Origin of the sequence: Sporosarcina highlanderae, assembly GCF_030433715.1 — a bacterium.
GTDB classification, from domain to species: domain Bacteria; phylum Bacillota; class Bacilli; order Bacillales_A; family Planococcaceae; genus Sporosarcina; species Sporosarcina highlanderae.
Map to the genome: position 1 here is coordinate 19,538 of NZ_JAROCC010000020.1, position 22,299 is coordinate 41,836.

40 protein-coding genes are annotated in these 22,299 nt (G+C 42.9%); 3 read left to right on the forward strand and 37 right to left on the reverse strand.

Annotated elements, in window-relative coordinates:
- The 37 genes from P5G49_RS16845 to P5G49_RS17025 all read right to left on the reverse strand — a co-directional run bounded on the left by P5G49_RS16845 (nucleotide 1) and on the right by P5G49_RS17025 (nucleotide 19,921).
- Nucleotides 1-1,176 carry a phage major capsid protein gene (locus P5G49_RS16845; RefSeq protein WP_301245717.1) on the reverse strand — a complete coding sequence of 392 codons (1,176 nt, stop codon included), beginning with the start codon at nucleotides 1,174-1,176 and terminating at the stop codon, nucleotides 1-3.
- Nucleotides 1,169-1,762 (reverse strand): HK97 family phage prohead protease, encoded by a 594-nt coding sequence (locus tag P5G49_RS16850; RefSeq protein ID WP_363322194.1) that lies wholly within the window; start codon nucleotides 1,760-1,762, stop codon nucleotides 1,169-1,171. The genes P5G49_RS16845 and P5G49_RS16850 overlap by 8 nt, the downstream gene beginning before the upstream one ends.
- Complete coding sequence (locus P5G49_RS16855; RefSeq protein WP_301245718.1) at nucleotides 1,749-2,918, reverse strand: phage portal protein; 1,170 nt, start codon at nucleotides 2,916-2,918, stop codon at nucleotides 1,749-1,751. Before P5G49_RS16855 ends, P5G49_RS16850 begins: the two co-directional genes overlap by 14 nt.
- 14 nt (nucleotides 2,919-2,932) lie before the next feature.
- On the reverse strand, nucleotides 2,933-4,687 hold the full coding sequence (locus P5G49_RS16860) for a terminase large subunit (RefSeq protein WP_301245720.1): 1,755 nt from the start codon (nucleotides 4,685-4,687) through the stop codon (nucleotides 2,933-2,935).
- Entirely contained in the window at nucleotides 4,680-5,048 is a 369-nt protein-coding gene (locus P5G49_RS16865) for a P27 family phage terminase small subunit (protein ID WP_301245721.1), read from the reverse strand. Before P5G49_RS16865 ends, P5G49_RS16860 begins: the two co-directional genes overlap by 8 nt.
- Nucleotides 5,049-5,155: 107 nt before the next feature.
- A complete protein-coding gene (locus tag P5G49_RS16870) occupies nucleotides 5,156-5,497 on the reverse strand; it encodes an HNH endonuclease (RefSeq protein ID WP_301245723.1) in 342 nt (113 codons plus the stop codon).
- On the reverse strand, nucleotides 5,494-5,769 hold the full coding sequence (locus P5G49_RS16875; protein WP_301245726.1) for a hypothetical protein: 276 nt from the start codon (nucleotides 5,767-5,769) through the stop codon (nucleotides 5,494-5,496). The genes P5G49_RS16870 and P5G49_RS16875 overlap by 4 nt, the downstream gene beginning before the upstream one ends.
- Nucleotides 5,770-5,811: 42 nt before the next feature.
- Nucleotides 5,812-6,180 carry a hypothetical protein gene (locus tag P5G49_RS16880; protein ID WP_301245728.1) on the reverse strand — a complete coding sequence of 123 codons (369 nt, stop codon included), beginning with the start codon at nucleotides 6,178-6,180 and terminating at the stop codon, nucleotides 5,812-5,814.
- 299 nt (nucleotides 6,181-6,479) lie between these two features.
- Nucleotides 6,480-6,734 carry a hypothetical protein gene (locus P5G49_RS16885; protein WP_301245730.1) on the reverse strand — a complete coding sequence of 85 codons (255 nt, stop codon included), beginning with the start codon at nucleotides 6,732-6,734 and terminating at the stop codon, nucleotides 6,480-6,482.
- A gap of 12 nt (nucleotides 6,735-6,746) precedes the next feature.
- A complete protein-coding gene (locus tag P5G49_RS16890; RefSeq protein WP_301245732.1) occupies nucleotides 6,747-7,151 on the reverse strand; it encodes a helix-turn-helix domain-containing protein in 405 nt (134 codons plus the stop codon).
- 12 nt (nucleotides 7,152-7,163) lie between these two features.
- On the reverse strand, nucleotides 7,164-7,385 hold the full coding sequence (locus tag P5G49_RS16895) for a hypothetical protein (protein ID WP_301245733.1): 222 nt from the start codon (nucleotides 7,383-7,385) through the stop codon (nucleotides 7,164-7,166).
- Between the two features lie 219 nt (nucleotides 7,386-7,604).
- A complete protein-coding gene (locus P5G49_RS16900; RefSeq protein ID WP_301245734.1) occupies nucleotides 7,605-7,778 on the reverse strand; it encodes a hypothetical protein in 174 nt (57 codons plus the stop codon).
- Nucleotides 7,779-7,807: 29 nt separating this feature from the next.
- Nucleotides 7,808-7,978 carry a hypothetical protein gene (locus P5G49_RS16905; RefSeq protein ID WP_301245735.1) on the reverse strand — a complete coding sequence of 57 codons (171 nt, stop codon included), beginning with the start codon at nucleotides 7,976-7,978 and terminating at the stop codon, nucleotides 7,808-7,810.
- Nucleotides 7,953-8,282 carry a nucleoside triphosphate pyrophosphohydrolase family protein gene (locus tag P5G49_RS16910; RefSeq protein ID WP_301245737.1) on the reverse strand — a complete coding sequence of 110 codons (330 nt, stop codon included), beginning with the start codon at nucleotides 8,280-8,282 and terminating at the stop codon, nucleotides 7,953-7,955. The genes P5G49_RS16905 and P5G49_RS16910 overlap by 26 nt, the downstream gene beginning before the upstream one ends.
- A complete protein-coding gene (locus P5G49_RS16915) occupies nucleotides 8,279-8,611 on the reverse strand; it encodes a DUF3310 domain-containing protein (RefSeq protein WP_301245739.1) in 333 nt (110 codons plus the stop codon). Before P5G49_RS16915 ends, P5G49_RS16910 begins: the two co-directional genes overlap by 4 nt.
- Entirely contained in the window at nucleotides 8,608-9,675 is a 1,068-nt protein-coding gene (locus P5G49_RS16920) for a hypothetical protein (protein WP_301245741.1), read from the reverse strand. Before P5G49_RS16920 ends, P5G49_RS16915 begins: the two co-directional genes overlap by 4 nt.
- Nucleotides 9,672-10,337, reverse strand: coding sequence for a sigma-70 family RNA polymerase sigma factor (locus P5G49_RS16925; RefSeq protein WP_301245743.1), 666 nt, complete (start codon nucleotides 10,335-10,337; stop codon nucleotides 9,672-9,674). Before P5G49_RS16925 ends, P5G49_RS16920 begins: the two co-directional genes overlap by 4 nt.
- Nucleotides 10,330-10,875: a hypothetical protein gene (locus tag P5G49_RS16930; protein ID WP_301245745.1), complete on the reverse strand. Its 546-nt coding sequence runs from the start codon at nucleotides 10,873-10,875 to the stop codon at nucleotides 10,330-10,332. Before P5G49_RS16930 ends, P5G49_RS16925 begins: the two co-directional genes overlap by 8 nt.
- The gene (locus tag P5G49_RS16935) at nucleotides 10,872-11,099 is read right to left on the reverse strand and encodes a hypothetical protein (RefSeq protein ID WP_301245747.1); all 228 of its coding nucleotides are present in this window, start codon (nucleotides 11,097-11,099) and stop codon (nucleotides 10,872-10,874) included. The genes P5G49_RS16930 and P5G49_RS16935 overlap by 4 nt, the downstream gene beginning before the upstream one ends.
- An 11-nt stretch (nucleotides 11,100-11,110) precedes the next feature.
- Nucleotides 11,111-11,437, reverse strand: coding sequence for a hypothetical protein (locus tag P5G49_RS16940; RefSeq protein ID WP_301245749.1), 327 nt, complete (start codon nucleotides 11,435-11,437; stop codon nucleotides 11,111-11,113).
- Nucleotides 11,438-11,446: 9 nt separating this feature from the next.
- Nucleotides 11,447-11,806 (reverse strand): RusA family crossover junction endodeoxyribonuclease, encoded by a 360-nt coding sequence (locus P5G49_RS16945; RefSeq protein ID WP_301245785.1) that lies wholly within the window; start codon nucleotides 11,804-11,806, stop codon nucleotides 11,447-11,449.
- Nucleotides 11,806-12,348, reverse strand: coding sequence for an NUMOD4 motif-containing HNH endonuclease (locus P5G49_RS16950; protein WP_301245751.1), 543 nt, complete (start codon nucleotides 12,346-12,348; stop codon nucleotides 11,806-11,808). Before P5G49_RS16950 ends, P5G49_RS16945 begins: the two co-directional genes overlap by 1 nt.
- Before the next feature lie 23 nt (nucleotides 12,349-12,371).
- Nucleotides 12,372-12,797 carry a single-stranded DNA-binding protein gene (locus P5G49_RS16955; RefSeq protein ID WP_301245753.1) on the reverse strand — a complete coding sequence of 142 codons (426 nt, stop codon included), beginning with the start codon at nucleotides 12,795-12,797 and terminating at the stop codon, nucleotides 12,372-12,374.
- A complete protein-coding gene (locus tag P5G49_RS16960; RefSeq protein WP_301245787.1) occupies nucleotides 12,794-13,177 on the reverse strand; it encodes an HNH endonuclease in 384 nt (127 codons plus the stop codon). The genes P5G49_RS16955 and P5G49_RS16960 overlap by 4 nt, the downstream gene beginning before the upstream one ends.
- Nucleotides 13,177-13,608, reverse strand: a complete 432-nt coding sequence (locus P5G49_RS16965) for a hypothetical protein (RefSeq protein WP_301245755.1) — start codon at nucleotides 13,606-13,608, stop codon at nucleotides 13,177-13,179. Before P5G49_RS16965 ends, P5G49_RS16960 begins: the two co-directional genes overlap by 1 nt.
- Nucleotides 13,605-14,837 carry a replicative DNA helicase gene (locus P5G49_RS16970; protein WP_301245757.1) on the reverse strand — a complete coding sequence of 411 codons (1,233 nt, stop codon included), beginning with the start codon at nucleotides 14,835-14,837 and terminating at the stop codon, nucleotides 13,605-13,607. The genes P5G49_RS16965 and P5G49_RS16970 overlap by 4 nt, the downstream gene beginning before the upstream one ends.
- A complete protein-coding gene (locus tag P5G49_RS16975) occupies nucleotides 14,834-15,565 on the reverse strand; it encodes a hypothetical protein (protein WP_301245759.1) in 732 nt (243 codons plus the stop codon). Before P5G49_RS16975 ends, P5G49_RS16970 begins: the two co-directional genes overlap by 4 nt.
- 5 nt (nucleotides 15,566-15,570) lie before the next feature.
- Entirely contained in the window at nucleotides 15,571-16,251 is a 681-nt protein-coding gene (locus tag P5G49_RS16980; protein ID WP_301245761.1) for an ERF family protein, read from the reverse strand.
- A complete protein-coding gene (locus P5G49_RS16985) occupies nucleotides 16,248-16,766 on the reverse strand; it encodes a host-nuclease inhibitor Gam family protein (RefSeq protein WP_301245763.1) in 519 nt (172 codons plus the stop codon). The genes P5G49_RS16980 and P5G49_RS16985 overlap by 4 nt, the downstream gene beginning before the upstream one ends.
- Nucleotides 16,767-16,812: 46 nt before the next feature.
- On the reverse strand, nucleotides 16,813-17,337 hold the full coding sequence (gene yyaC, locus P5G49_RS16990; protein WP_301245765.1) for a spore protease YyaC: 525 nt from the start codon (nucleotides 17,335-17,337) through the stop codon (nucleotides 16,813-16,815).
- 111 nt (nucleotides 17,338-17,448) lie between these two features.
- Nucleotides 17,449-17,685, reverse strand: coding sequence for a hypothetical protein (locus P5G49_RS16995; RefSeq protein ID WP_301245768.1), 237 nt, complete (start codon nucleotides 17,683-17,685; stop codon nucleotides 17,449-17,451).
- Entirely contained in the window at nucleotides 17,682-17,999 is a 318-nt protein-coding gene (locus P5G49_RS17000) for a hypothetical protein (RefSeq protein WP_301245770.1), read from the reverse strand. The genes P5G49_RS16995 and P5G49_RS17000 overlap by 4 nt, the downstream gene beginning before the upstream one ends.
- Nucleotides 18,000-18,128: 129 nt before the next feature.
- On the reverse strand, nucleotides 18,129-18,317 hold the full coding sequence (locus tag P5G49_RS17005; RefSeq protein ID WP_301245772.1) for a hypothetical protein: 189 nt from the start codon (nucleotides 18,315-18,317) through the stop codon (nucleotides 18,129-18,131).
- A gap of 143 nt (nucleotides 18,318-18,460) precedes the next feature.
- The gene (locus P5G49_RS17010) at nucleotides 18,461-18,640 is read right to left on the reverse strand and encodes a hypothetical protein (protein ID WP_301245774.1); all 180 of its coding nucleotides are present in this window, start codon (nucleotides 18,638-18,640) and stop codon (nucleotides 18,461-18,463) included.
- Entirely contained in the window at nucleotides 18,637-19,404 is a 768-nt protein-coding gene (locus P5G49_RS17015) for a phage antirepressor (protein ID WP_301245775.1), read from the reverse strand. The genes P5G49_RS17010 and P5G49_RS17015 overlap by 4 nt, the downstream gene beginning before the upstream one ends.
- Before the next feature lie 17 nt (nucleotides 19,405-19,421).
- Nucleotides 19,422-19,688: a group-specific protein gene (locus P5G49_RS17020; protein WP_301245776.1), complete on the reverse strand. Its 267-nt coding sequence runs from the start codon at nucleotides 19,686-19,688 to the stop codon at nucleotides 19,422-19,424.
- Complete coding sequence (locus P5G49_RS17025; protein ID WP_301245777.1) at nucleotides 19,685-19,921, reverse strand: helix-turn-helix transcriptional regulator; 237 nt, start codon at nucleotides 19,919-19,921, stop codon at nucleotides 19,685-19,687. The genes P5G49_RS17020 and P5G49_RS17025 overlap by 4 nt, the downstream gene beginning before the upstream one ends.
- A gap of 169 nt (nucleotides 19,922-20,090) precedes the next feature.
- Between P5G49_RS17025 and P5G49_RS17030 the strand changes: the two genes are divergently transcribed.
- The 3 genes from P5G49_RS17030 to P5G49_RS17040 all read left to right on the forward strand — a co-directional run bounded on the left by P5G49_RS17030 (nucleotide 20,091) and on the right by P5G49_RS17040 (nucleotide 22,183).
- Nucleotides 20,091-20,495, forward strand: a complete 405-nt coding sequence (locus P5G49_RS17030) for a helix-turn-helix domain-containing protein (protein ID WP_301245778.1) — start codon at nucleotides 20,091-20,093, stop codon at nucleotides 20,493-20,495.
- A 133-nt stretch (nucleotides 20,496-20,628) separates the two neighbouring features.
- Nucleotides 20,629-20,853, forward strand: a complete 225-nt coding sequence (locus tag P5G49_RS17035; RefSeq protein ID WP_301245780.1) for a helix-turn-helix domain-containing protein — start codon at nucleotides 20,629-20,631, stop codon at nucleotides 20,851-20,853.
- Nucleotides 20,854-21,016: 163 nt separating this feature from the next.
- Nucleotides 21,017-22,183 (forward strand): tyrosine-type recombinase/integrase, encoded by a 1,167-nt coding sequence (locus P5G49_RS17040; RefSeq protein WP_301245782.1) that lies wholly within the window; start codon nucleotides 21,017-21,019, stop codon nucleotides 22,181-22,183.
- Nucleotides 22,184-22,299 lie beyond the last annotated feature (116 nt).

Here is a 22,299-nt window from a genome sequence, read left to right on the forward strand (position 1 = left end):
TTATGGTGTTGGAACATCGTCTGGAGTGAAAGTGACATAGAAGCCTGCATCTGTATCAGTTGCCACAACATCAAAGCGAATAAATCCAGCAAGTAATTGACCATAGATATTGTGGTCAACCCACTTAACAGATGCCTGCTTTCGGTTGAAGAATGTAGCGAATGCTTTCGGGTCTCCAACGAACCCAACCAGATCGCCATCACTTGTTCCGATCATATCGTCATCTAATACAACAACCTCTTTGCCGAATAGGCGTTTGCCTGATGCGACCGTAATATCGTCCTGCAACAAGTAACGACCGTTTGCATCTTTCATCGTATCGAGCTCGTTATACAACGATGCGGAAATGACTGCCTTCGCGTTGTAGACTTTCTTAATATCCTTGTTGAATACTTTTTTGAATCCATCCAGTCCTGTGACAGCTTTTGCAGGCGCGGATTTTAATACAGCTGCAATAGCCGTGTTCGTTGTATTAAGTTCTTGGTCAGCGATTTCATCAGCGATCATTCCTGCAATGTCATAATCTGCATCGTCAATCGCCTCCTGAGAAATCGGGATGTAACCACGGTATGTTTCGATGTCATAGCCAACTTCCGAGATTGTCGGCTTTGCCAATTCTGGATTCTTTTCAAGTTCTGCGACAGAGACCATTTTACTTCCTGACTTCTTGATAACTGGATACTTACCAGAGCCCCTGTTTACCGGACGGACGTTAATAAACTTTTTCAAGTCAACCGTATCTTCTGGAGCCTTTTTCGCTGGAATCAATTCTTCCGGGATAAGCGCACCACCGTCAACTACCTTAAATCCAACCATGTCCCTTACTTGTCCTTTTGAGCGGACGAAAGCGTTAATAGCTTCACGCGCTTCTGTTTGTTTTGGCATATTTTTTCCTCCTGCTTTTGGTTTTTTACGATTGGAAGCTTCAAGTTCACTTTCAAGTCCTTCAATTTCTTCTTCAAGGGTAGACTTTTCTTCTTCTGCAACTGTAATTGCATCATCATTTTCTTTTACACTTGCCTCAATAGCGGTCAAATCTTCTTCTGATTCAACACCATCGATAGATGCTTCAAGTTCAGAGCGTTTCGCTAACAATTCTGCAATTTTATCCTCCACAGATTTGAGTGAAGAACGTTTTAAATTCAACTTTGCTCCGATTAATACTGGATTAGCCAATTTTCATCTTCTCCTTTAACGCTTTTTTGCGTTGTTCTAATTTTTGTTTTTTCATTGTTTCCACATCTCGTTTTCTTGCCTGGACACCAGTATCTGAATATGCGGGAAAAGTCACTACGGAAACCTCATGTAAATCAACCTCCCTTAGTGTCCATTTGATTGAGCCGTCATCACGTTGTTCGGCTGTTTCACCACCCACGGGTATGTTGAAACCAAATGAACACTGGTCAACGTCACCCCGCTTAACACGTTCGTATAAGTTCACAGCATCGCTATCATTCTCATTAATTTTGATAGAACCCCACAAACCACGTTCATCAACCTTTAATTGGAGCGTTCCGGCTTTGGTGCGACCCAACACAAATGCGGAATCATGATTCATAAGTGCGCGAATGTCATTCCCGAGTGTTTTGTTAAAGGCGCTTGAGTTTATTTCTTCGTAAGCCCCCGGCCATAATTCCGTTTCAGAATTAAAGACAGCGAAATAACCTTCGATTACCTTTTCTCCATCATCCTTGTTACGCGTTTTCAAATCGGCAGTAAGGCTTCGGATTTGCCTTTCTTTTTCTCTATTAATCGTCCTCACCACCCTTCAATTTATTTTGACTACCAAGCATTCCGGCAGGGATATAGTTTTCAAGGATGATAAGTTCATTCATTTCCTCGTCCGGATCCAAACCTACCCAATCTCGTAACTCGTTTCTCCGCATTGCGTTTCGGTCAACCATCTGCGTTCCGGCGCCCACCAACTCTTCGAGATTGTAACTGAAAAGGCTTCGAGGATTTAAACGGAAAAACCAATCAGGGTTATACAGTAAGTCCCTTGTCAATGTTTGCGCTATAACTTGACCAATCGAATGGATACGCCCATTTACAAAGTTGTTGTAAGTTTCCTTGTCGAACTCTCCGACACCAAGAAAAAACGCCGGGATATCCAACAGTCCGGCTACCGTCTTTTTATCCAATTCAACGCCTTCATTAATCGCAATATCCTTCAACGATAACGGTTTAACCTGTTCAACTTTCAATAGATCGGCAGGCAACACCCACGGCATAGAACCGTCTTCAGTTTCAGAGACGTACTTGTCGAGAATCTTTTTACGCCCTTCCGGACTGGACAATTCTTCTGTCAACGCATCCACAGAGAGGATGAGAGATGGCATATATTTTCCGCTCATGAATCGATTCTTTGTCTTGTTGGCTTGTGCAAGATTTTTCACGATGTCACGTAAAGCCACACGGTATCCTGTGCCTTTGTATGGATAATTCGGATTGGGATTTATCACGAAATGAATGACTTCATCAGGATGATAATTTTTGCCGTTGTAGCTGATGGAATAACCATCTTCCGAGTCGTCATATCCTACTGCACCCATTTGAAAGGGCGTTAAATCGTCAATCAATCCTGTAGCCGGATCTACTCCGATGTGGACGACGGAATTTCCGTCACCATGCAATAGTAAATCCGAAACGATTTTATAAAGCCAACCTTTTCGAGTCATGTTTTTATGCGGTTCAATGTCAATTTTTCTTGAAAGTCCATTTTTAACGCGCTTATCCCCCTGGTCCGTATTTTCCATCAGGTGGATTGTCATATTAGATACCAAGTCTGCTATTTTGTTGACAGCAATCACGACATCGGGATGTTCCGAGAGCCTGACATACCCAACTGAATCGACATCACCGAACACAAATGGCATATTGACTTGTGAGCGCGTCCTTTTCCTTTTCCAAAATCTCAATTAATTCACCACCTTCAACTGTTCAGCCACTTGGTCGCTGACGTGGATTTTTCCATGTTCTTCAACATTTGCATGCAAGAAAAAACAGCAGCATCAAATACGTCAATGCGCTGTGTTTCTAATACTTTTTCATATTTAATTGCATCGTCTGTTTGCTCAATCGCGCGGACGTTTTGCAGACAATATAAAAAGGCCTCAGAGCCGAGATAATAAAAATTCCCCTCTTTTGCCTTTGTTTCAATGCGCCTAAAGCCTTCTGATTTTAGATAGAAAAGCTGTGGAGTATCCTCAATACGGAAGCCTTCTTTTTTCATCGTAAGGAAGAACTCTCTCCCGAACTTCCGGTCAAAGCCAGTTTGTTTGATTTTGAAATTTCTCTTTTTCATCTTCATAAACCATTTGACGACTTCTTGATATTCCACTATCGGGCTATTTGTCATAGTTAGCCAACCGTCATCCTTCCATCCGAAGAGAGGGATATTATCCACATCTGCTTTTTCGTGTGCTGCCACAAGCGGGAAAAATGCATGTGGAATGACGATATCAATATCTTTGTAGCTCCCATATAATCCAGTTGCGGTCAGGTCATGACGTTTCGATAAATCCGCTCCACCAAACCAATCAATAGGAAGCTTAGAAAGTGCTTTTAACTTATCTCCCAACGACAGTCCGCTAAGCTTTAATTTTTCTTCCACAAGGTCGTTTGATGTCTTAAATTCATCTGGATTGAAATACGCACGCATTGCCGAAGTATAAATATTCAACGACTTCGCCAAAAATGATTTTCTTTGTTGCGGATCGCCTTGTGCTTGCATTGCATCGTTCATCAATTCATCGCCAGACACCGATACGTTATAATTAGGATTCGCTTTTTCATGTTCAATAGGATTTGTGTAATCCACATCGCCGTTTTCATCCTGGTCAGCTTTCGCAATAAATACAAAATACTGTTCATCCTTAACAGTTCCATCAAGTATCTTTTGGCAATAGACCATCCGGTTATAACAAAACGAGTTCATATTGTCGCCGGCTGTAGTGATTCCGATACACAGACTGTTTCGGTAGGCCTTACCAGATTCTTTTATCGTGTTGTACTGACTGGCGCTCTTGTATAGGTGCAACTCATCCAGAATTTGTATAAGTGTATTCAGGGAGTCCATGCGGTCACTGTTACCAGCAATCGTTTCGATGCGCATGTAGCCATTTCCAAGCTCTCCACTGATACTGTGCTCTTGGTTATTATCAAGGATACGGAAACTCTTTTCCTCGCCCATGTTCTTGAGGTTGTAGAGAAGGAAATTAAAACTTTGCATAGCCTGTTTTAGTTGGGCACCTACAATAACAATTTCAGCACCGGATTTCCTTTCCAGCAACCCCAACCCCCACGAGAGAGCAGACATAAATGGTGTTTTCCCTTGCTTACGGGGCAGCATCATGAATGCTTCTTTGTATTTCCGTAGGATTGTCCCTTTATGGAAAAAGCCTAAAATGCTATAAACAACAAATTTCTGCCACGGTTGCAACAAAAAGGGCTTGCCGCGTAATGGGTAGCCCTCCATGTCTTCACCTTTTTGATGGACGAACGTCTTTTCAATTATTTGTATGACGAATTCCGCATCTTTCGGATTAAATTCATACCTTGGATTCTTCAAGTCACGGAAAAACCGCTTACACATTTGAATGGTTTCTTTGTTAGCAACCTTCCGTTTTTCTATGACACTATTGGCATACTCGAAAACAATGTCATAGTTTTTAAACTCTTTATTCAAGGCCGCTCAGCACACTCGCCAACACTGATTTCTTATTGTCCTCCACAGTGACCGACTCCAACGACTTCGGATTCAGACATAGACGATCTGAGTATGCCAGGATGTCTTTTCTCAAATTTTCGAGCGTGGCAACAATAGCCGACTTTTTCGTACCACCTGCCGCCGTCTCCGTTTCATATTTATAGTTGGATGCAACGAATTCCTGCGTAGCTTTATGATATTGAGTAAGCAAATCGCAATATATGCTGATTACAATGTCGTATTCTTTCTTATAGGTGCCGAGTTTCTTCATATCTGCGACAACATTCTTTCTCAAATCAACCGTTTTATGCTCAATGATTTCCGCTTTCTTTTTCACCATGTCCTCACCTCCGATCGTCAAAGCAGGCCAAAAAAAGTTTTCTGGAAGGTCGTTCTATTGGAAACGCCTCCCCTCTTCGCTCCCATTGTGTTAAAATTTCAGATAACTCAAAGGGGGGGAGTCAGTTTTTCCTTTGTTTCGCCGAACAATTGTTTCTTGATGCGCTCGCACCACTGCTTGCCCTTGGCTGTCAGCTCCCCCGTCAACCTATTGTGCATACCTTCATGGCATCCATTGCATAGACTCAATAGGTTAATGTTTGTCAGGCCGAACTCAGGATATAACTCAAGCGGGAATATATGATGGACAGTCGTGGCTGGCGTTGTATTGCCGTACCGTCTACACTCCCTACACCGGTATTCGTCCCGTCTAAAGATAGTCTTCCTTTTTCCGTCCCAAGTTTTTGTGCGGTAGAATTTATCATCGCTTTTATAGCGTCCGTATTTCATAGGTCCGCACGTCCATAGTTGACGAGATTGTATTTAAGTAAAGACATTCGTTCTCCAATTTGTTCAAACAGTAAAACTCGTTCTTCAACAACAGTTGACTTGGCCCGTTTGCGCTGAAGCTGACGAACCTTCTTGTCCGTCACAAACGATGTGTAATGGTAGTAACAGTGTTCGCATGTGAAATACGTCTCACGAATCTCGTTCGGATGTGATTTCTCTTTGAATTCCACATCATTAATCTTCCCGCAGTGGTCGCAGAGTGCTGTTACCATATCCATCCCTCCCCAATAAAAAAGACACCCGCTATGGATGTCTCATTCCCCGGTAACATTCCCGGACTTTATTATATTCTTGATTCCATTGCGTATTTCTTCGTAGTCCTTCTTGTCGCTTTCGAGATAGTCAGTGCCATCGAATGATAGAATGAGCCCACTTGTGTATGAATACACCCTGTCTTCTTCTTCGGTCATTTCGGCCCTGGCATACTTATCAATGTATCGATCAAGTGTCTCTTGCTCTTTTGCGTTGGCTGCTGATTCTTCTTTAACCATTCTGTCCAAGATTGACAGAACCTGTTGAGTATCCTTAGCAATGCCTTCGCCGATGTTTTCATGTGTTTTTGCCTTACTTGAGCAAGCTACGAGTAGCATTGCCATCACTCCGATGATTAGTAGTTTCTTCATCCCATCCCCTCCTGTTATCATCATATCCGAATAAACAGGAAAATAACACCATAAAAAGATAACCACCCACACGCAGAACTAACACAACATGCCGTTGCTGTTTCCGCAGCTGTTCGACAAGTCCGTGCAGGTGGTTAAATTGGGGGAATGGAATCACTACACGGCTCATATGTCCGCAGGTTTTATGCCGCTCTTATGTCGGCAAGCAGGATAAACTCCCGCTAACTTCATTTTCCCCTTGTTAGCACATCAAGTAAACAAATGACCAATGTGGCTAATGTGGTGAAAAGTGTCGGGATTTAAAGTCTGGCGAATTCCCCTTTCAATTCGGTCAGCTTTTCCCTTAATACATCAAGTACCCTATTCTTCATATCTGTATCCATCTCATACTCGCTGCTACCAATCGCACCATAAGCGGTCGATTTGAATATATACGTAGTAGTCCTTTTTATAATCTTTCCCGTCCACACCTTTTCTGCGGAAAGGATGAACCTTTCCAATTTCCTAATTTCCCTTTGGATTTCATTCGCCCGATTCAGTTCTTCGTGAGTCATTAGCTACCCTCCTCATTCATCCAACTTCACCACGATGATATCCCTAATCTGATTCGCCGTATGTCGACTTATATTCAAATGATCCGCAATGGCGCTCATCTTCATTCCATCGAGAATACAGTCTAATATGACCTTTTCCCGTTCATCTGTGATATTTTTCGACTGCCGATTGATATAGTCCACACGAGCAAGGTATTTCGCCATCCTGTCATACTTTTTGTCACGGCGTTCGACTTCTGCCTGGACTGGATTGGAAGGCCCCGAGTTACCCCGAGGCTCGTCCGAATAGGAAGCAACGCCGACTGATTCCGTGATATTCAAATCCGACTTGATGCGGCTAATCTCTCTCACAAGCCAGTGATAGTCCCGTAGTATGCCATATATTTCATGGCGCGAGAACGGTTTTGTTTTAGTCATGCTGCCCCCTCCTTACTGAAAAGCTACTGATTCATACAAATCCAACAACCCAGGTAAAGTTTCTTCATGTCGTAATTTATCGTACACATCCCCCGAAAATGTGATTTCATAGGTCTTTGTTCGAAAGGTTAACAGGCGCGCACTTGGCGAATGGTCAACTTGATAGACCTCTTCCTGTTTATTCATGAAAATCATGGAACTAATCATTTCGATTTTAAACTTTAACCGTGTCAACTTTCTCATCCTCCTTGCGTAGCACATCCCTGATCGCCTTTTCGAAGCACGTATAGCATAAATGTTTCCCCCGTTGCCTCACCGGATTAGAATTGCATTCCACACACTTTACTTTTGTTCCAAACATATCGCGTTTCCCCCTTTTGAATAGTTTGATTGTAAAGCCCCCTGTCATCCCTTGGTGTTAAATAGAGTCATCGTACTGTTGATTATTTTTTATTAATCGTTAACTCCTTTTATTTTTACGCCAAGGATAGCAAGCGTCGTTAAGATTCCTCCACGCTCTCCTTTCGAATATTCTCGGTAATTTTCGCCATATGCGACTTCATCATTTCCCCTTTCGGAAACGCGGTCAAAGTAGGCACGAATTTTTTCTTCTTTTTCAATTTCCAAAGTATTCCCTCCTCATAAACAGTTTGTGTCTACTCCCAAGCCAAACTTCCATTCATCGCCCGTTCGAATTCTGCCTTGAGTTCGCTATCGCTCATAGCCTCATACATTGATTCCGGATACGGCGTCCATATTGCGAGTAAACCGATAATTTGATCGCGTTCGTGGTCGGGTAGTTTATACTTTTCGGTTGATGCTGTCATGAGCAGAAAAGCCTTTCGGATATCTTTGCCGTAACTTCTCGATGTTTGCAGTCGCTATGGATTCAAGTGACAGTCCGAGCATAGTGGTGATACCTGCGATATAATGCAACACGTCACCAAGTTCTTCTTCCACAGCATATAAATCAAGATTGTGGTCGTGATGGAATGACTTTTTGAGAATGTCGATGACTTCCCCTGATTCTCCTGCCAACCCCATTGAATAATTCGAGACGGATCCTTTCAAGTCACCTACGTAGTCTGGCAAGGTGCGTTCGGATAGTTTCTGGTATTCGGATATGTTCAATTCGACTCCTCCAATTCAATCAATTCTTCGAGGAACCTTTCCGCTTTTCGCAAGTCCTCGACACCGTTCTTTTTATTGAACCGAGTAATATATTTGATGATGTTGCCCTTGAAGTAACCACGCAATTCTTCTTTTGAGAAGTTTGCTTTCCCATACTTGAAAACATCAATTCCACCTTCGAGGTAATGGGCAGGACGGATAGGATCGTCGATATATTCTTCAGTTCTCGCATGAACCGTCCCGAATTCGTCTTTGAGTTCAGTTACTATCTTTTCCGTAACCGGTCTTGACGGCTTAGTGGTGAAACTTGGCTTTTCAAAAGGACTCACGCCATCACCTCATCCACTTGTTTATGCAGTCCAACATACTGCTCCATCATCCACAGATTCATGCGTTCCGTATTCTTCAGACGACTCAACATGCGTTTCAGACGTTCATTCTCGCTGTTTAGGTTACGGTAATCTATTTCAAGATTGCGATAGTCAGCTTCGTAATTTTTGAGACGGTTGTTTTCGACTTGTAAGGCTGTGATTTCGGAAACTGCATCGGAAGCGACAAGGCTTTCTTCAAGTTCAGCAACTTTATTTTCCAATCGTGTAATTTCATCGTCTTTACGACCGATTTCTTCCCGATGTTTGTCTTGATAGCTGCCAAAATCTTTCACAGCAGTTTCGAACTTAGACTTTACAGACTTGTATTTTGCCTTGTAATCTATCGTACTGGCGTTCTGTGCATTCGACATAGATTTACCCTCCTTATTCTCTTTCGGCTGTTCAGCATCTTGCAACGGCTTGGTAAGCCCATTGTCACGCTTCCATTGTTGCAACCTGTGCGAACCGATACGTAAATCGGCAGCAATCAGCGCGTCCGAATGCTTCTTATTCTTCCGTGCCTGGTAGTCAGCGAGTGTCATGCCCTTCAGTGGCTTTCCATCATGGGATTCCCTTTCAGGAACGGTTGACGGGCGTGTAGTCAATCCCATCTCCTTTTTCCAATCATAAAAACGGACCGTGGACCAACGAATCTTTTTCATGATATCTTTGTCAATCATGCCCTTGGCTTTCATGGCGTTGTATTCGTCCACAGTTAGGGTGCCTTTCACGTTAGGGGTTTTCTTGATTATTCGTTCAGGTTTTCCATCGGACAGTTTCAACAATCGTTCCCCGAGTGTGCGTATCGCTTGCGCAGCGGAACAATCACATTGAATCGTATTGACATCCTGTTTATTACATTTATCAAAACGTTGCTCTTCCAGTACGTCCAATCTCGCCATGATCGCAAGGCGTTCCTTTTGCTTCCGTTTACGATTGGCCCGAAGTTTTTCCTTATCTGTCTTACTTAATGCCCGTAAAAGTTTTTCTGCGGCGTAATCGTCTGCGTAATTGATTGTCACATTACTCCCTCCGTTCGCAATTTGTTACGTATATCTATCAAAATATGTCCGACCCTTGTCCTGGATATGCCCAAGGTAGGCGCTATTTCCGACTGTGAGTACCCTTCATATAATTTCTGAATGATGTACATTTCACGTGGGTTTAACTTCTTGGTGAATTCCTCGATGAATACGGAAGACAAGTCTTCGTTATATTGCAAAGTGTCAAGAATCGTTAGTCCTCCATCGTCCCCAAGTGGATTTTCAATATTGACGGCGTGCCGGGTATCGAAGTATTTCCTCGCCCCGGCCACCGCGAATTCAGTAGCTTCAAAATGCTTTGCAATCACATCATCAGTTTCTGTCCACATGATCGACCTCTCAATTTGCCAAGCAAGACGAATCACGTGGATTGGCACACGTACAAAATGCGATTTGTCGTGCAGGCGCAGCATATAGCCCCGAATGTACTGTTGAGCAAATGTCACAAACTTGAATCCGCTGTCAGGATCGTATCGGTCGAAAGCGTACAGCAGGCCGATAAACCCTTCTTGCGCCAAGTCATGCATGTAATATTCATAATCGCTCCGACATAAGTTGCGAGCGTGTTTATAAACAAGCGGCGTGTATTGCTTGACGATGGATTCCCGTGTGTGTAGTGTGTCATCGATTAGTTTAGTCATCGGGATCATTCGTGATCGAAATGAAGGATTCGGCAGGGTAGAAACCTTTTAAGGTTCCTCCGTCATAACATTCTTTTATATAGTCTTTTCTAATAACCGAAGTTCCGCTTGCATGTATACCTCTATCCCCATCACGAAACTCCCCAACCTCACGTCCAATCTCCTTCCACACTCTGCGTTCCTTTTCGGCTTTGATCTCTTCGGGAGTTGCATGTCGGAAGAAGCCAAAACTCGGAACCATCCCGTTGTCAACTTCAACAAAATCGTTACCTACTCGCACGACCTTTCCAATCTTCGAAACGTTCAGGATGAATACCCAATCCCCAACCTTGTATTCTTCCTCGACTTCGTAACCTATACGCAAGGCATCTACAAATGTTAGGAGTGGAATCCCATTCAGTTTACTGGCTTGCATTCCTGACCACTCCATCCCCCTTGCATGTTTTTCAATGAGCTGTTCATGCGTCCAATTACCGCTACGCAACATCGCCTCGATTCCCTCCGATTGCTTCTGCGTCAACTTAACCTTCCCACTCATTTCACATTCTCCCTTCTCATAACTACCGAAAACCTTTGATAATCTTCTCGCCTATCAAATGCAGCCTTAGAGCGTCCGATGGATTTAGTTCTTTTATAGATTGCTTTTGTCTCAACAGATTCCGAACGGGAGTGGACTTCAAACCCTCTCCCGATTAGATCGTCAACACGCTTGTCCACTTCCGATTGATTAATGTCTTTGACTTCGATGTAAAAGTACCGCATATATACACCCCTTATATGTCTGTCTGGATACGCAATATTGACTGCAATGCATTGATTTCCACTTTAATCGCATCCATTGCTGAAAATCCGGAACGAAACCTGTTAGCTGCCTTATCCCGCTCGAACTTTAAGCCAGCAACATTGCCGCGGGAAATGTCGCCGATAATCGTAACTGGCATACCTTCCGTTTTTAATATCAGGTGTTCCTTTGATAACGCTTCGCGATATGCATATTCAGCTCTTGCCGCTTCGTCGCCCAATCGATAAACTTCTTTTTCCGCGGCCTTCAATCTGTTTCTTGTTTCATAAAGCTCACTGACGATTGACTGTAATTCCATATCGCCACCTCACAATGTTTGTATTTCCACTACTATTCTTGGATTTTCTTTATCAACCGCAAAGCTGTGGGCGATTTCACCGACTTCGTTCCATCCATCATTTTTCAAAACTCCGCATTCGACTAATCCGTCAAAAATGAATTTTTGCCCTGCGACGATATTATCTTTGTCTTTCCTTCTGTTTACGCAGTGCCAGGTGATGCGGAAGTCTGCCGACTCTATTGACGGCAAACCTTCCGCACATCCCATGACTTTCTGTGTATACTTCTTTTTCATTTTTGAATATGTTCCATAATGACTCTTGGAAGCAGCTACAATTTCGTTCATTGTGGGCAATTGACCAGGTATTTCAAATCTGACTACCTGCATCAAATCGTTTTCCCCGCTTCAATGAATATCGTATAATCGTCAATTTCCGTTTTGCCTTTTTTCAATACGCCTGACACGTACCCGGAGTTGCGACCTAAGAACTCACTTGCCTTTGCCATACTTCTGAACAAGTGCGTTTCCTTTGTACCGTTGTGTAAAAGGACTATTTTTGTGTGGCTGGTCATTAAATCAGTGTCGAAAGCATGGTTATTGTTTTCTGTGTGGTCACACCATTCGAGATTATCAACGTTATTGTTCAGGCGACTCCCGTCAATGTGGTTGATGTATTCCTTGCCTTCTACCCTCGGAATAAATGCTTTGGCAACAATCCGATGAACGAGCCAAGTTCTGTCTTTCCCGTCCTTCCACAACGCCACTCTGCATGAATTATCCTTGCCGACCTTCTGCTTCAAAACACGCTGCTTCCACTTCCTGACGCCATGCCTTTCTGTATACGTGGTCTTTCCTTCCTTAGTTCGAACTTCGCCAGTGTCACTAACTTCGTAAATGCCCTCGTAACCGACAACATCTCTCCATTCCATGTGAATCACCTCGCATTTTTATTTCAAAACGGCAACATATCGTCATCAACTTCAATTGGTCCCGAGTTATTAGAGAACGGATCATTGGATTGTTGCTGATAGTTTTGCTGAGGAGCTTGCCCTGGCTCCCGTTTCTTGTCCGGGAAGTCGAATCCGCTTACTACCACCTCAGTGAAATACTGTCGCTGCCCCTGGTCGTTTTCCCATGTCCGAATTTGGAGCCTGCCATTGATACCGAATTTGTCGCCTTTGCGGATATGGTTCGCCATGACTTCTGCTTGCTTTCCGAAAGTTGTAAAGTTGATGAAATCCGTTTCATATTCGTCCGTTTGCTTGTTTTTAAAATCCCTTCGGACTGCAATAGTGCCGCTACCAATCGCCGTTCCACCTTGGTTATATTTCAGCTCAACGTCCCTTACTGCGTTGCCAGTGAGTGCGATAATGTTCATTTTCTCTCCTCTTTCTGCATGAATGCCTCAAATTTTTGTTCAGTCGGTTCGTCAATCAGGCCCATGTCGTACAAATCGTGCATGTCATGGAAAAAGTGATCTCCGTATGCTTCTTGGCGCATTTCTCTTAGGTGATCAGCGAATTGTCGGTCTGCGTGTGCTTTTGCGTGGCAGGATTTGCACAGTGGCATCAGATTTCGATAGCCGTTTCTCCCTCCTGCGCTTCGAAAGATTACATGGTGCATTTCAATCGGTTTGTTGTTGCAGATTGTGCAGCTATCTCCGAACCAGTCCAGTGCATCCTTGTAGTCTGTTTTGGTAATTCTTCCACGTTGCCCTCTTTTGGGCTTTCGGCGTTTATGATTAGGCTTAGGAAACATCAATCTATATCACCCCTTGCATACCACCCTAAATAAAGCGGGAATTTCAGTGACGTATCTTTGATTTTGCGGATGTACACCATTTCTCCGTTTCGCCAAAGAAACTTGTCCATACCATGGGATACATCATGAACCGGTTCCGGCACCCACCCCAACTCATTCAGCAGTTCGATTTTTGCTTCCCTCACGGATTTGGCGAGAACAAAGTGAAACCCGTCACCCTCTTTGTAGGAATAGAGCCTTATCGCACTGATATTGAGTGGATTGGATTTAATCAGCCCATCTACCGCCACCCAATCTATCTCAATGGTTTTCAATGTTTCATAGCTTTGCGATGAATTATGGCCGTTTTGCGTTGCCCAATATATCGAATAAGCTAACCGAGGCTCGTCATACTGAATAGCATCCGCGAACACTTCACCGAGCTTCATCCCGTCATGACTCCCGTGGTCTTGTCGTAATAAGTCATAACCGTTCCAGTCGCCCCGTTTCGGTGTTTGGCGAATATCATTTCGAGTACCTTGTCATCATCGTTTTTCGAGTAGTAGGAATCCCGATATAGAAACAGAACAACATCGGCATCCTCTTCGATACTCCCCGACTCCCTCAAATCAGACAGCATAGGTCGTTTATCTTGCCGCTGTTCGACTTGGCGAGATAACTGAGCCAAACATATAACAGGGCACTCAAACTCTTTGGCGATCTCTTTAAGTCCCTTGGACGTGGCGCTTACTTGTAAGTGCATATTGCCGCCCATGTGGTCAGCAGGTTTGATTAATGTTAGATAATCGATAAAGATGACTGGACGCTTACCCGGAAACTCGCTCATAGCTTTGCGGATCTTCATCCGCATTTCGGAAAGGGTTTGTCCGGCTCTGTCGAAAATCTGCAAATTTGTGTTATCGGCCTTTCCAACGACAGCAGTCCATCGATTCTTTTCTTCTACCGTCAGGAATCGTTCAAGATTCTTGAATTTCCCGCGGTTGTACATTCCTATCGAACCAAGTAGCCTATCTCTCAATCTTTCGGCTGCCATTTCGAGCGAAAATACGATTGGTAGGAAATCATGCCATCCTGCGTGTTTTGCGAAACTCAACATCACATCGGTTTTCCCCATACTTGGGCGAGCCGCTAATATGATTAGGTCTGACTTTTGCCAACCGCCAACCAACTTGTCTACTTGTTCAATTCCGGACGGAACGCCAGATTGTTTTTCAACCTTTATCCATGGAGCTTCGTACACGGAACCCAGCAAGGAATTTATAGGTTGGTAGTCGCTTGTTTTGTCGTCAATCAATCTATCGAGTTCAGACTTGACTTTATCGATTGACCAGTTTTCATGACTTGCCATGTTCAGCAAGTTTTGCTTTTCTCTCTCCCGCCAGTGATCCATGACCAAATCAACGTGTTCATCGAACTTCTTGGGATTGGCAGCAGCTTGAACCTCTTGCAAATAAGCCGCCGCGCCCCAAGAGTCAGGACTTCCCGATGATAGGAGAGTAATCATATCCACCGACTTTCCCTCGCGCTCAAGATTTCTCATGGCAGTCAAGAGGGCTTTGTTTTGTGATCCAGTTAAGTGGATAGGCTGTAAGTCTGTTTCTTGCAACAAATACGGCTCTTTGACGATCGAGCCAAGAACTGCTTTTTCAGCAATCAATAATCTCCACTCCATTCTTTATAAATGGGTTGCAATGGTGATGAATCGTATTCGTCATTAAAGTGTTCGCCATTCAAAAAGGTGAGAGGATTTTTTTGTTGTGGACAAAATTCATTCCTTGCCAGCAAACCCTTCCGATGTTCCATATACTTCTTGGTTCCAGTCATGATTTGTTCATGTGGGTATTTTTTCAAAAGCGTACGGTATTTCGGAAGGCATTTCGCTCTCCCCTTTTTGTTTGCATACAGCTCCCACCACTGCTCGAAAAGTTCATCCTGATGAACAATGTTTTCTTTCTTATCGTTCTTATCATTCTTTACATTCTTGTTTGTGTTCACTTGTTGTTCATCTGTTGTTCGTTTGTTGTTCACTTGTTGTTCATCTTGTTGATGTTCACACCAGTTGGTTATTGTCACAACGCTGTATTTCGTTGTTTTTTTGATGTTCAACATTCCCCACTTTTCGAAATTGTTCAGCCATCTCCAAAGCGTTATTGGTGAAATGGCTTTTGCTTTGCTGACACCTCTGTTGAACTCTTCTGCAAGTGATTCTCTGCCAGTTACAAACTCGCCTGGCTTCAATTCGACCATCTGATTTCCGATCAATTGATTACGTTCTTTGTGGGAAGCTTTTAAGAGACAGTGAATCCAAAGTTTCAACATGTTGGAATCAGCATACAGTCCGTTATCTTGTATCTTACGGTGCAGCTTGATCCACCCGTTTTGCATTCACCTCACCCCTCTTGAGTGCTTAGGTAATCAATGAACTTGCTTGCTTCCGCCTTAGTCAATTCTCCCGACCGCTTGAAGATGCCGAGTGCCTTTTGAGCGTTCTCCCACACCGCTCCCTGGCCGATAGCATCACGTTGAGCAATGGAATTAGTCTTGGCTTGAATGGCGTTCTTTTGACCCTGTGTAATTCCGTTGCCGCTTTGCGGTTTCGGAGGAGATGCATTGCCTTGCCTCTGGCTTCTCCCCGTGGTGTCTTTTGCGTCTGGATCATCTGAATCTGTTGGCAGATTAAAAAACTTGATAATGAAATATCGTTCGGAATACGTCAGGCCAGAACCAAAAGCTTTTGAAATGTCATCTTGTTGGCCTGTGTAATAGAATGGAATTTCCATAGAATCATTTGGGTTGTCTGCATTCACCCATGTGTAAGCCATCGAACCATGGACGATGAAGTCGAGCTTGTCCTTGTTGTTTTTATCCTTGTACGCATGTTCCTGAAAGTCTTGTGTAATGATTTTGGGAACAAGCAGCACGCCCAACTCATTCATTTTGTCCTGTATTTTAGAGAGGACTTGCGAACCCGATACATATGAATAGTTGAAGCTCTTGGCATCTTTAGTAAATCCACCGATGGACTTCCTGACTTCAACTAACTTCTGGTGGAGATTCAACTTTTCAGTCACTCCGACACCTCCACGCTATAAGTGATGGATTCCGGCTTGATGATGACTCCAGGAACGATCATGCCGTTTTCATCCACCGCAACCCTACCGCCGTCCATTTCGGAGATTTGGAGAGTCTTTTTTAAATCAGCCCATCGGACGTCTTTCTTGATGAAGTCCTGCATATCATTAGTTAGGACATGCTCCAGTAAGGCTTGCTTGTCCACTTGTTCGGGTTGTTCCGCGCTTCTACGGCTTTTCGATTTACCGTATGGAGTGGAAAGTGTTTTTCGTTTCGGATCTCTTAGCAATTCTTCGAAGTGATATTTCTGAATGAGCGATTCCCAATATTCGATATCTGACTTAGGACTTTTCAATTCTGATTCCTTCCATTTGTTCACTCTATCGATTTCAACAGCAGCCATTTCCTCGATTCTCGCTACTTCCTTTTTAAGAGGAGCGAGGATTTCGCGGAATACCCAATTGAGTGCCTGGTCGTCCTTTATTTCAAAGCGTTCTTTTTCTTGAAGTGGCATGTATATTTCCTCCCATTTCGTGATAAGATAGTAGTAGATAGATTTTTTAAGCGTCCTGTTCCAGCAGGGCGTTTTTTCCATTAGTACGATTTTTCATGGCGACATCACATATTTGAGCAATTTCCTCAGCCATATCCATTACCTTAGAAAGTCGGGTGCTTTGAAGTACCGCGTGTTCCATAAAACCTTTGACATTGATAATTCCTTTGATGCCTATGTCTCCTATCAAAGGCAATTCTTTCCCTACAGCCGAACCGGGTTTAATCGGTTCACTGGTTACGGTGATTTTTCCAACTCGTTCCGATTTCCCGAGACATGCATCCACAGCAACCACCAAATGATTTGGGTATTCCCTCTCAATACGCTCGATAGTTTCATGCAAGTTCAGCGCGTGAAGTGGATTGTGCAGTGTCCCTATAACGGTGTAACCTTTCTTGTAAAGCATCGTTCCTACCAACGGGCCTAATGAATCTCCCGTAGAGCGATCCGTACCGATACAGGCGAACAATACTTTCTTATTGATAGGAATTAAGCTTTCTAAAGTTTTCCTGTTAATCTCTATTTCTCTCACCCCTTTCAAAGAATCCCTTTATCAACAAAATGCTTACGGAACGCTTCCACAAACTTTGCTTTTCGATAAGCTTTCACGCGGGCTTTCATCCAACGTTTGCGCCTTTTCCGCTTACTCACCACTGCACCCCCTCACGACTCGTACAGTGTCATCCCCTGCCACCTTGACCTCCGCGTGACCCTCATCAATCATTTGATCGATTAAGCATTCAGCGTTACAGTGTGGCAATCCCGCGTGTTCGATATAATCGGCACCTTCGTGGATTTCGGCGTCACAGCTTACACAGCGGTCAAATACTTTCGGCTCATCGTGGGCGTATGCTTGTCCGATTTGTGGATGTTGAATCATTTGACTCCCTCCATCTGAATCGCTCGGCTGATGTAGTCGAACTTATCAGGGTGTGTATCCCCTAATGCCACAACTTCGGCAGCTGACATGATGGTGAAGATTTTAACGCCGCCGGCTACTGTAGATACTTCGTAAGGGTAGACATCACACTCACGAGAACTGACAGCGAACACTTCAAATGTTTCGAGGAACGTTTCATGCATCATTTGTACACCGTGTTTATGAATTGTCATGTAGTCGAATTCTTCACCGACTGCGACAACCCGCTTTTGCAGTTCTACTATTCTTTGAACTTGTTCGGTTGATAGTTTCACTTTGCAGTCCTCCTACTCATTAATTTGAGATTTATAGAACGAGTTAATCGATTCCCCCGTTCCGTACACCGCCAACACAATTCCTTATGAGTTGGCTCATGACAGATTCCACAGAGACGAATTGACCGCTTACGCATAACTTCCAACGTCCCCACGATAACGATGACCAACTGGCAATAAACGATTGATACCCCGGCTCAACTTGCTTGTCCAGACGATTACTGGACTGATTAACAAAGGCACTTCGAAATATTCTTGTTCAATCCAAAAGTAAATTCCGAAGTGGTCGTAACGTGTAGTTACTTTCCGTTTAAGCAAATCATTTCACCCCTTAGCGTTTTAAGACGCATAAATTTTTACCGGCTTATGATTATTTGGATTTTTTGTTGATTGGTTGCCAACCGTATTCTTCTAACAACCATTCATAGAATTCTTGTTCTTCCACAGTGATTCCCTCCTTATCATTTTTGTGATTTCAAACGCCTTTCCCGCTCCGCCAGGAATTGAATTGTGTGCGGATGTGATTTTGGTCCCGGCACATCTGGTTCCTTGCCTAACGATATCCACAAGGCTGTCATACTGCCTCCCATGATTGCGGCTGTCGGAATTCCGAATACAGCGATCAGTCCCCATTCCGTCATGCTTGTCCCTCCTCCAAGAATTTATTGATGAAGTAAATCTGCCCTTTGCCCGTAACTTTGGTAGTTCGTGTTACCCGCGAACTTCCGTCGGCATTATTTATGACCCGCTTTTTAATGTCCATCAAATCAAGATCAACACTGTATTGGGTGGGAAGATTGTAAAGCTCACCCTTCTTTTTAATCAGGAAGCCGTTCTCCCGCAGCCAATCAAATAAACGATTTTGTCCAATGTCCACGCCGTTCTGCGAAATCAATTTAGCAAGCTCTCCGGCCAGGATTGATGAGTCGCTGGATTCAACCGCATTCGCGAACAAGACTTGTCCTTTTTGTGATTCAATAATTTGTTCGGCCTGCAGCCGTTTCAATCTTTCTTCTTTGAGATTAGTAGCCAGTTTGATTAATGTGTCAGGATTGAGTAGTGCTTCCTCGATTTTTTCCGGCGTTAGATAGCCGCCGTGCTTCCGGATGGACGGAAGAACCTCGCTTGTTATCCACTTGCGAAACTTCTTCGCTTCCGGTTTGCGGCTGTCCAAGATGACGTCATACAGACCGTCTTCATTCACAAAAGAAGCAGTTTGCAGTCTACCCATGCTGTCCAGGATGACCTCATTAGTAATGACCCCATCTTCGATCCTGGCTTTAACCTGCGAAGGATTTCCCAAGCCTAAAATTTTGCAAACATCACTTAGCAAGAATGTAGGTTTAGATGCGTCCCCGCCAATTCGAAGCTCTTGTCCGTCAAACAGCTTCGTCAGTCGATTCATTGTGTTTCCTCCTTTTTTTAGTTTCCTTGTCTTTGCAGCCACTTAATTAAAAATTCTTCGGTTTCCCTTGCCGGAAAATACCACTTTCCTCCAACTTTCATTTTCGGAAAGGCCTTATGGTGAAAAAATGTATCTTGAATGGTATTCCAGCTCATACACGTGCGCCGCTTTAACTCAGCAGAATCCCAGAAAACTTTTTCGGCATCTACAGATTGAATTTTTTTGCCGATTGCTTCCAAATACATTTGCTCCACTTTTGCTTCATCGATAGTTACTGAAATCATTTTGTGTTCACCTCACTTTCCCCGACTGCAATATTATTGCAATCTATAGGTAAAAAAATTTCTTCCATTCTTCTTCCAAAGTAGTTTGCCAGAATGAACATTTCATTCGAATCAAACAGCGTTATACCTCTTTCCTTTTTAGAGTAAGTAGTTAGGCTAACATCTAAGACTTTTGCTACGTCCGCTTGAAATAGTCCCGCTTCTTTGCGCAGTCTGTACAAATTCCACTGCATCTTGATTCACCACCTTCCAAAACTATTAATCTATTAGCTTGTAAATCAATATTAATGCAATTAAATTGCATTGTCAACATTTATTGCAATATAAATGCATATAATATTTAATAAATTGCTTTATTACAATTGAAAATGCATTATAATTAGAGATGAAAGGGTGAAGTGGATGCTGACAAAAAAAGAATTACAGAAATATGTAGGAAAGAAAATAAGGGAGTACAGGGTTAAAAACAAACTTACTCAAGAACAAGTGGGAGAAAAGATAGGGGTAAAGAACAACATGGTGTCAGCTTATGAGAGGGGCGCATCCTCTCCACATTCTGATACATTCTTTGCGCTGGCGGCATTGTTTGGAGTTCGAGTGGATGACTTTTTTCCACCAGTCGAATATAACGAGCCGCACCTTCATTTGGAGAAAACATTAGAGCGTGAGTCGATGAATGTGGAAGAAATGAGGTTTCTTCAAAAATTAATAGAAAAAACCCTTTCTCTTGAAGGAGAGGAAAGGGAAAAGTTTCTTGAAAGCATCAAGCTTTCCGTTGATTTTTACAATCGCTTGTATAAGGATTGATTTTTTGATCTCGCTTTTCAGTGTTGGATTTAGGTTTGTCGCAGTTAATTAATCTCACAAAACTCATCAGTAGCATCATCACATCTTCTGTCATTTCACCGCCGCCTTTAATATGTGATTGAGGGGTGTTTCCTTGGCTTACAAAGTCGGAAAATGCCTACTTCAAGATTTGTTAGATCTCCGCGGAATGGACCAAACGCAATTAGCCTTGAAAATGGGCAGAAAACCTCAACAAATCAATAAGTACATCACCAACAGACAAAGAATGTCTCTTGAGGTCGCCAAAAACATTGCAAGTTTGCTCCATTGTCAAATGGAAGATTTATACGAATGGATTGAAGTAGGCGATAACGAGTAGATTTAGGTCTACTCGCCGACCGAGAACAGCCGAACAGCTTAAATTCATTATAGAACTTTTAAAGAATATTTGCAGTATTATTTATTTCTTGTATATAATATAACATAAGTGGGAACGCATGTTCCACTATTCTTAGAATAATTGCAGAAAGTAGGTTTTACGGATGGCCACATACAGAAAATTAAAAAGCGGCAAGTGGCAAGCGAGGGTTTCAAAAGATGGAAAAGAATTTAGCATTGGCACATTTCGAACAAAAAAAGAAGCTGAAATCGAAGCAGGTAAAGTCGAAGAAAGAATTTATTACGGTCAAACGTTGAATGACCGGAATATGATGTTTGATGAAGTCGTGGATGAGTGGCTGAACGAACACAAAAAATCAAATGTGAAGGAATCTACATTTGAGCAGTTAGAGGTTATTGTGAGACTGCATATCCTGCCGTACTTTGAAAATAAAAAAATTATGCGGATCCGTAGGTCGGATATTAATCGATGGATGAAACTGTATGCTGAAATGAAAAACGAGGATGGCAGCGATAAGTATTCATACGGATCAAGAGTCAAATATCTCTCTGTAATGAAGAGTATATTCCACTACGCTGTTCATGAACTCGAAGTATTGGAGAAGAATCCTACCGATCGATTGACGGTGCCCATACAGGATTCTGTTGCCGCACATGAAAAGGTTAAATATTACTCCTTGGAAGAATTGAACAAACTACTCAGTTTCATGAAATCTTACAAGCACCAACGGTTTGAAGGGTACCAATTATATTATATGCTTATGTACTTTTTAAGTGAGACAGGACTACGGATCAGTGAAGCTCTTGCGTTGAAATGGACAGATATAAAGGATGGGAAAGTGACCGTTGAACGACAGACGAGTAGAAATAACAATAACGGTTTGAAATTAACCACGCTAAAAAATACGTCGTCATATCGGACAATTGGATTAAATGAGGATTTGTTACATGAACTGAAGAAATTTAAGTTAAAACAAAATGAAATGATTTTAGGAATGAAATCCTTTCATAAAAGTGGGGATGGCATCATATTTCAAAATTATATGGGGAACTACCTTACACCGTCCACAGTTCGGGACATGATTCAGAAATATTGTGAGCAAGCTGAAGTCGAGTACAAAGGAACACACGGTTTCAGGCATACGCACGCTGTTCTTTTGTTAGAGTCGGGTGCAAGTATCAAATTTGTAGCGGATCGTCTTGGTCATAAAACAATCAAAACGACATCTGACACGTATCTTGATATCACCGAAAAAATAGAAGAAGACGAACTAAAAAAGTTCGCCTCCTACACCTCGCGGAAAATCTGAATCGGCACGAAATCGGCACGTCCGGTTTTCCGCTCTTTTTTTATCGCCAATAAACGTTGTTGTATCAGTGTTTAAAGGTACTTATCCGATAGAACCTTCCATCTCGAACTTGATAA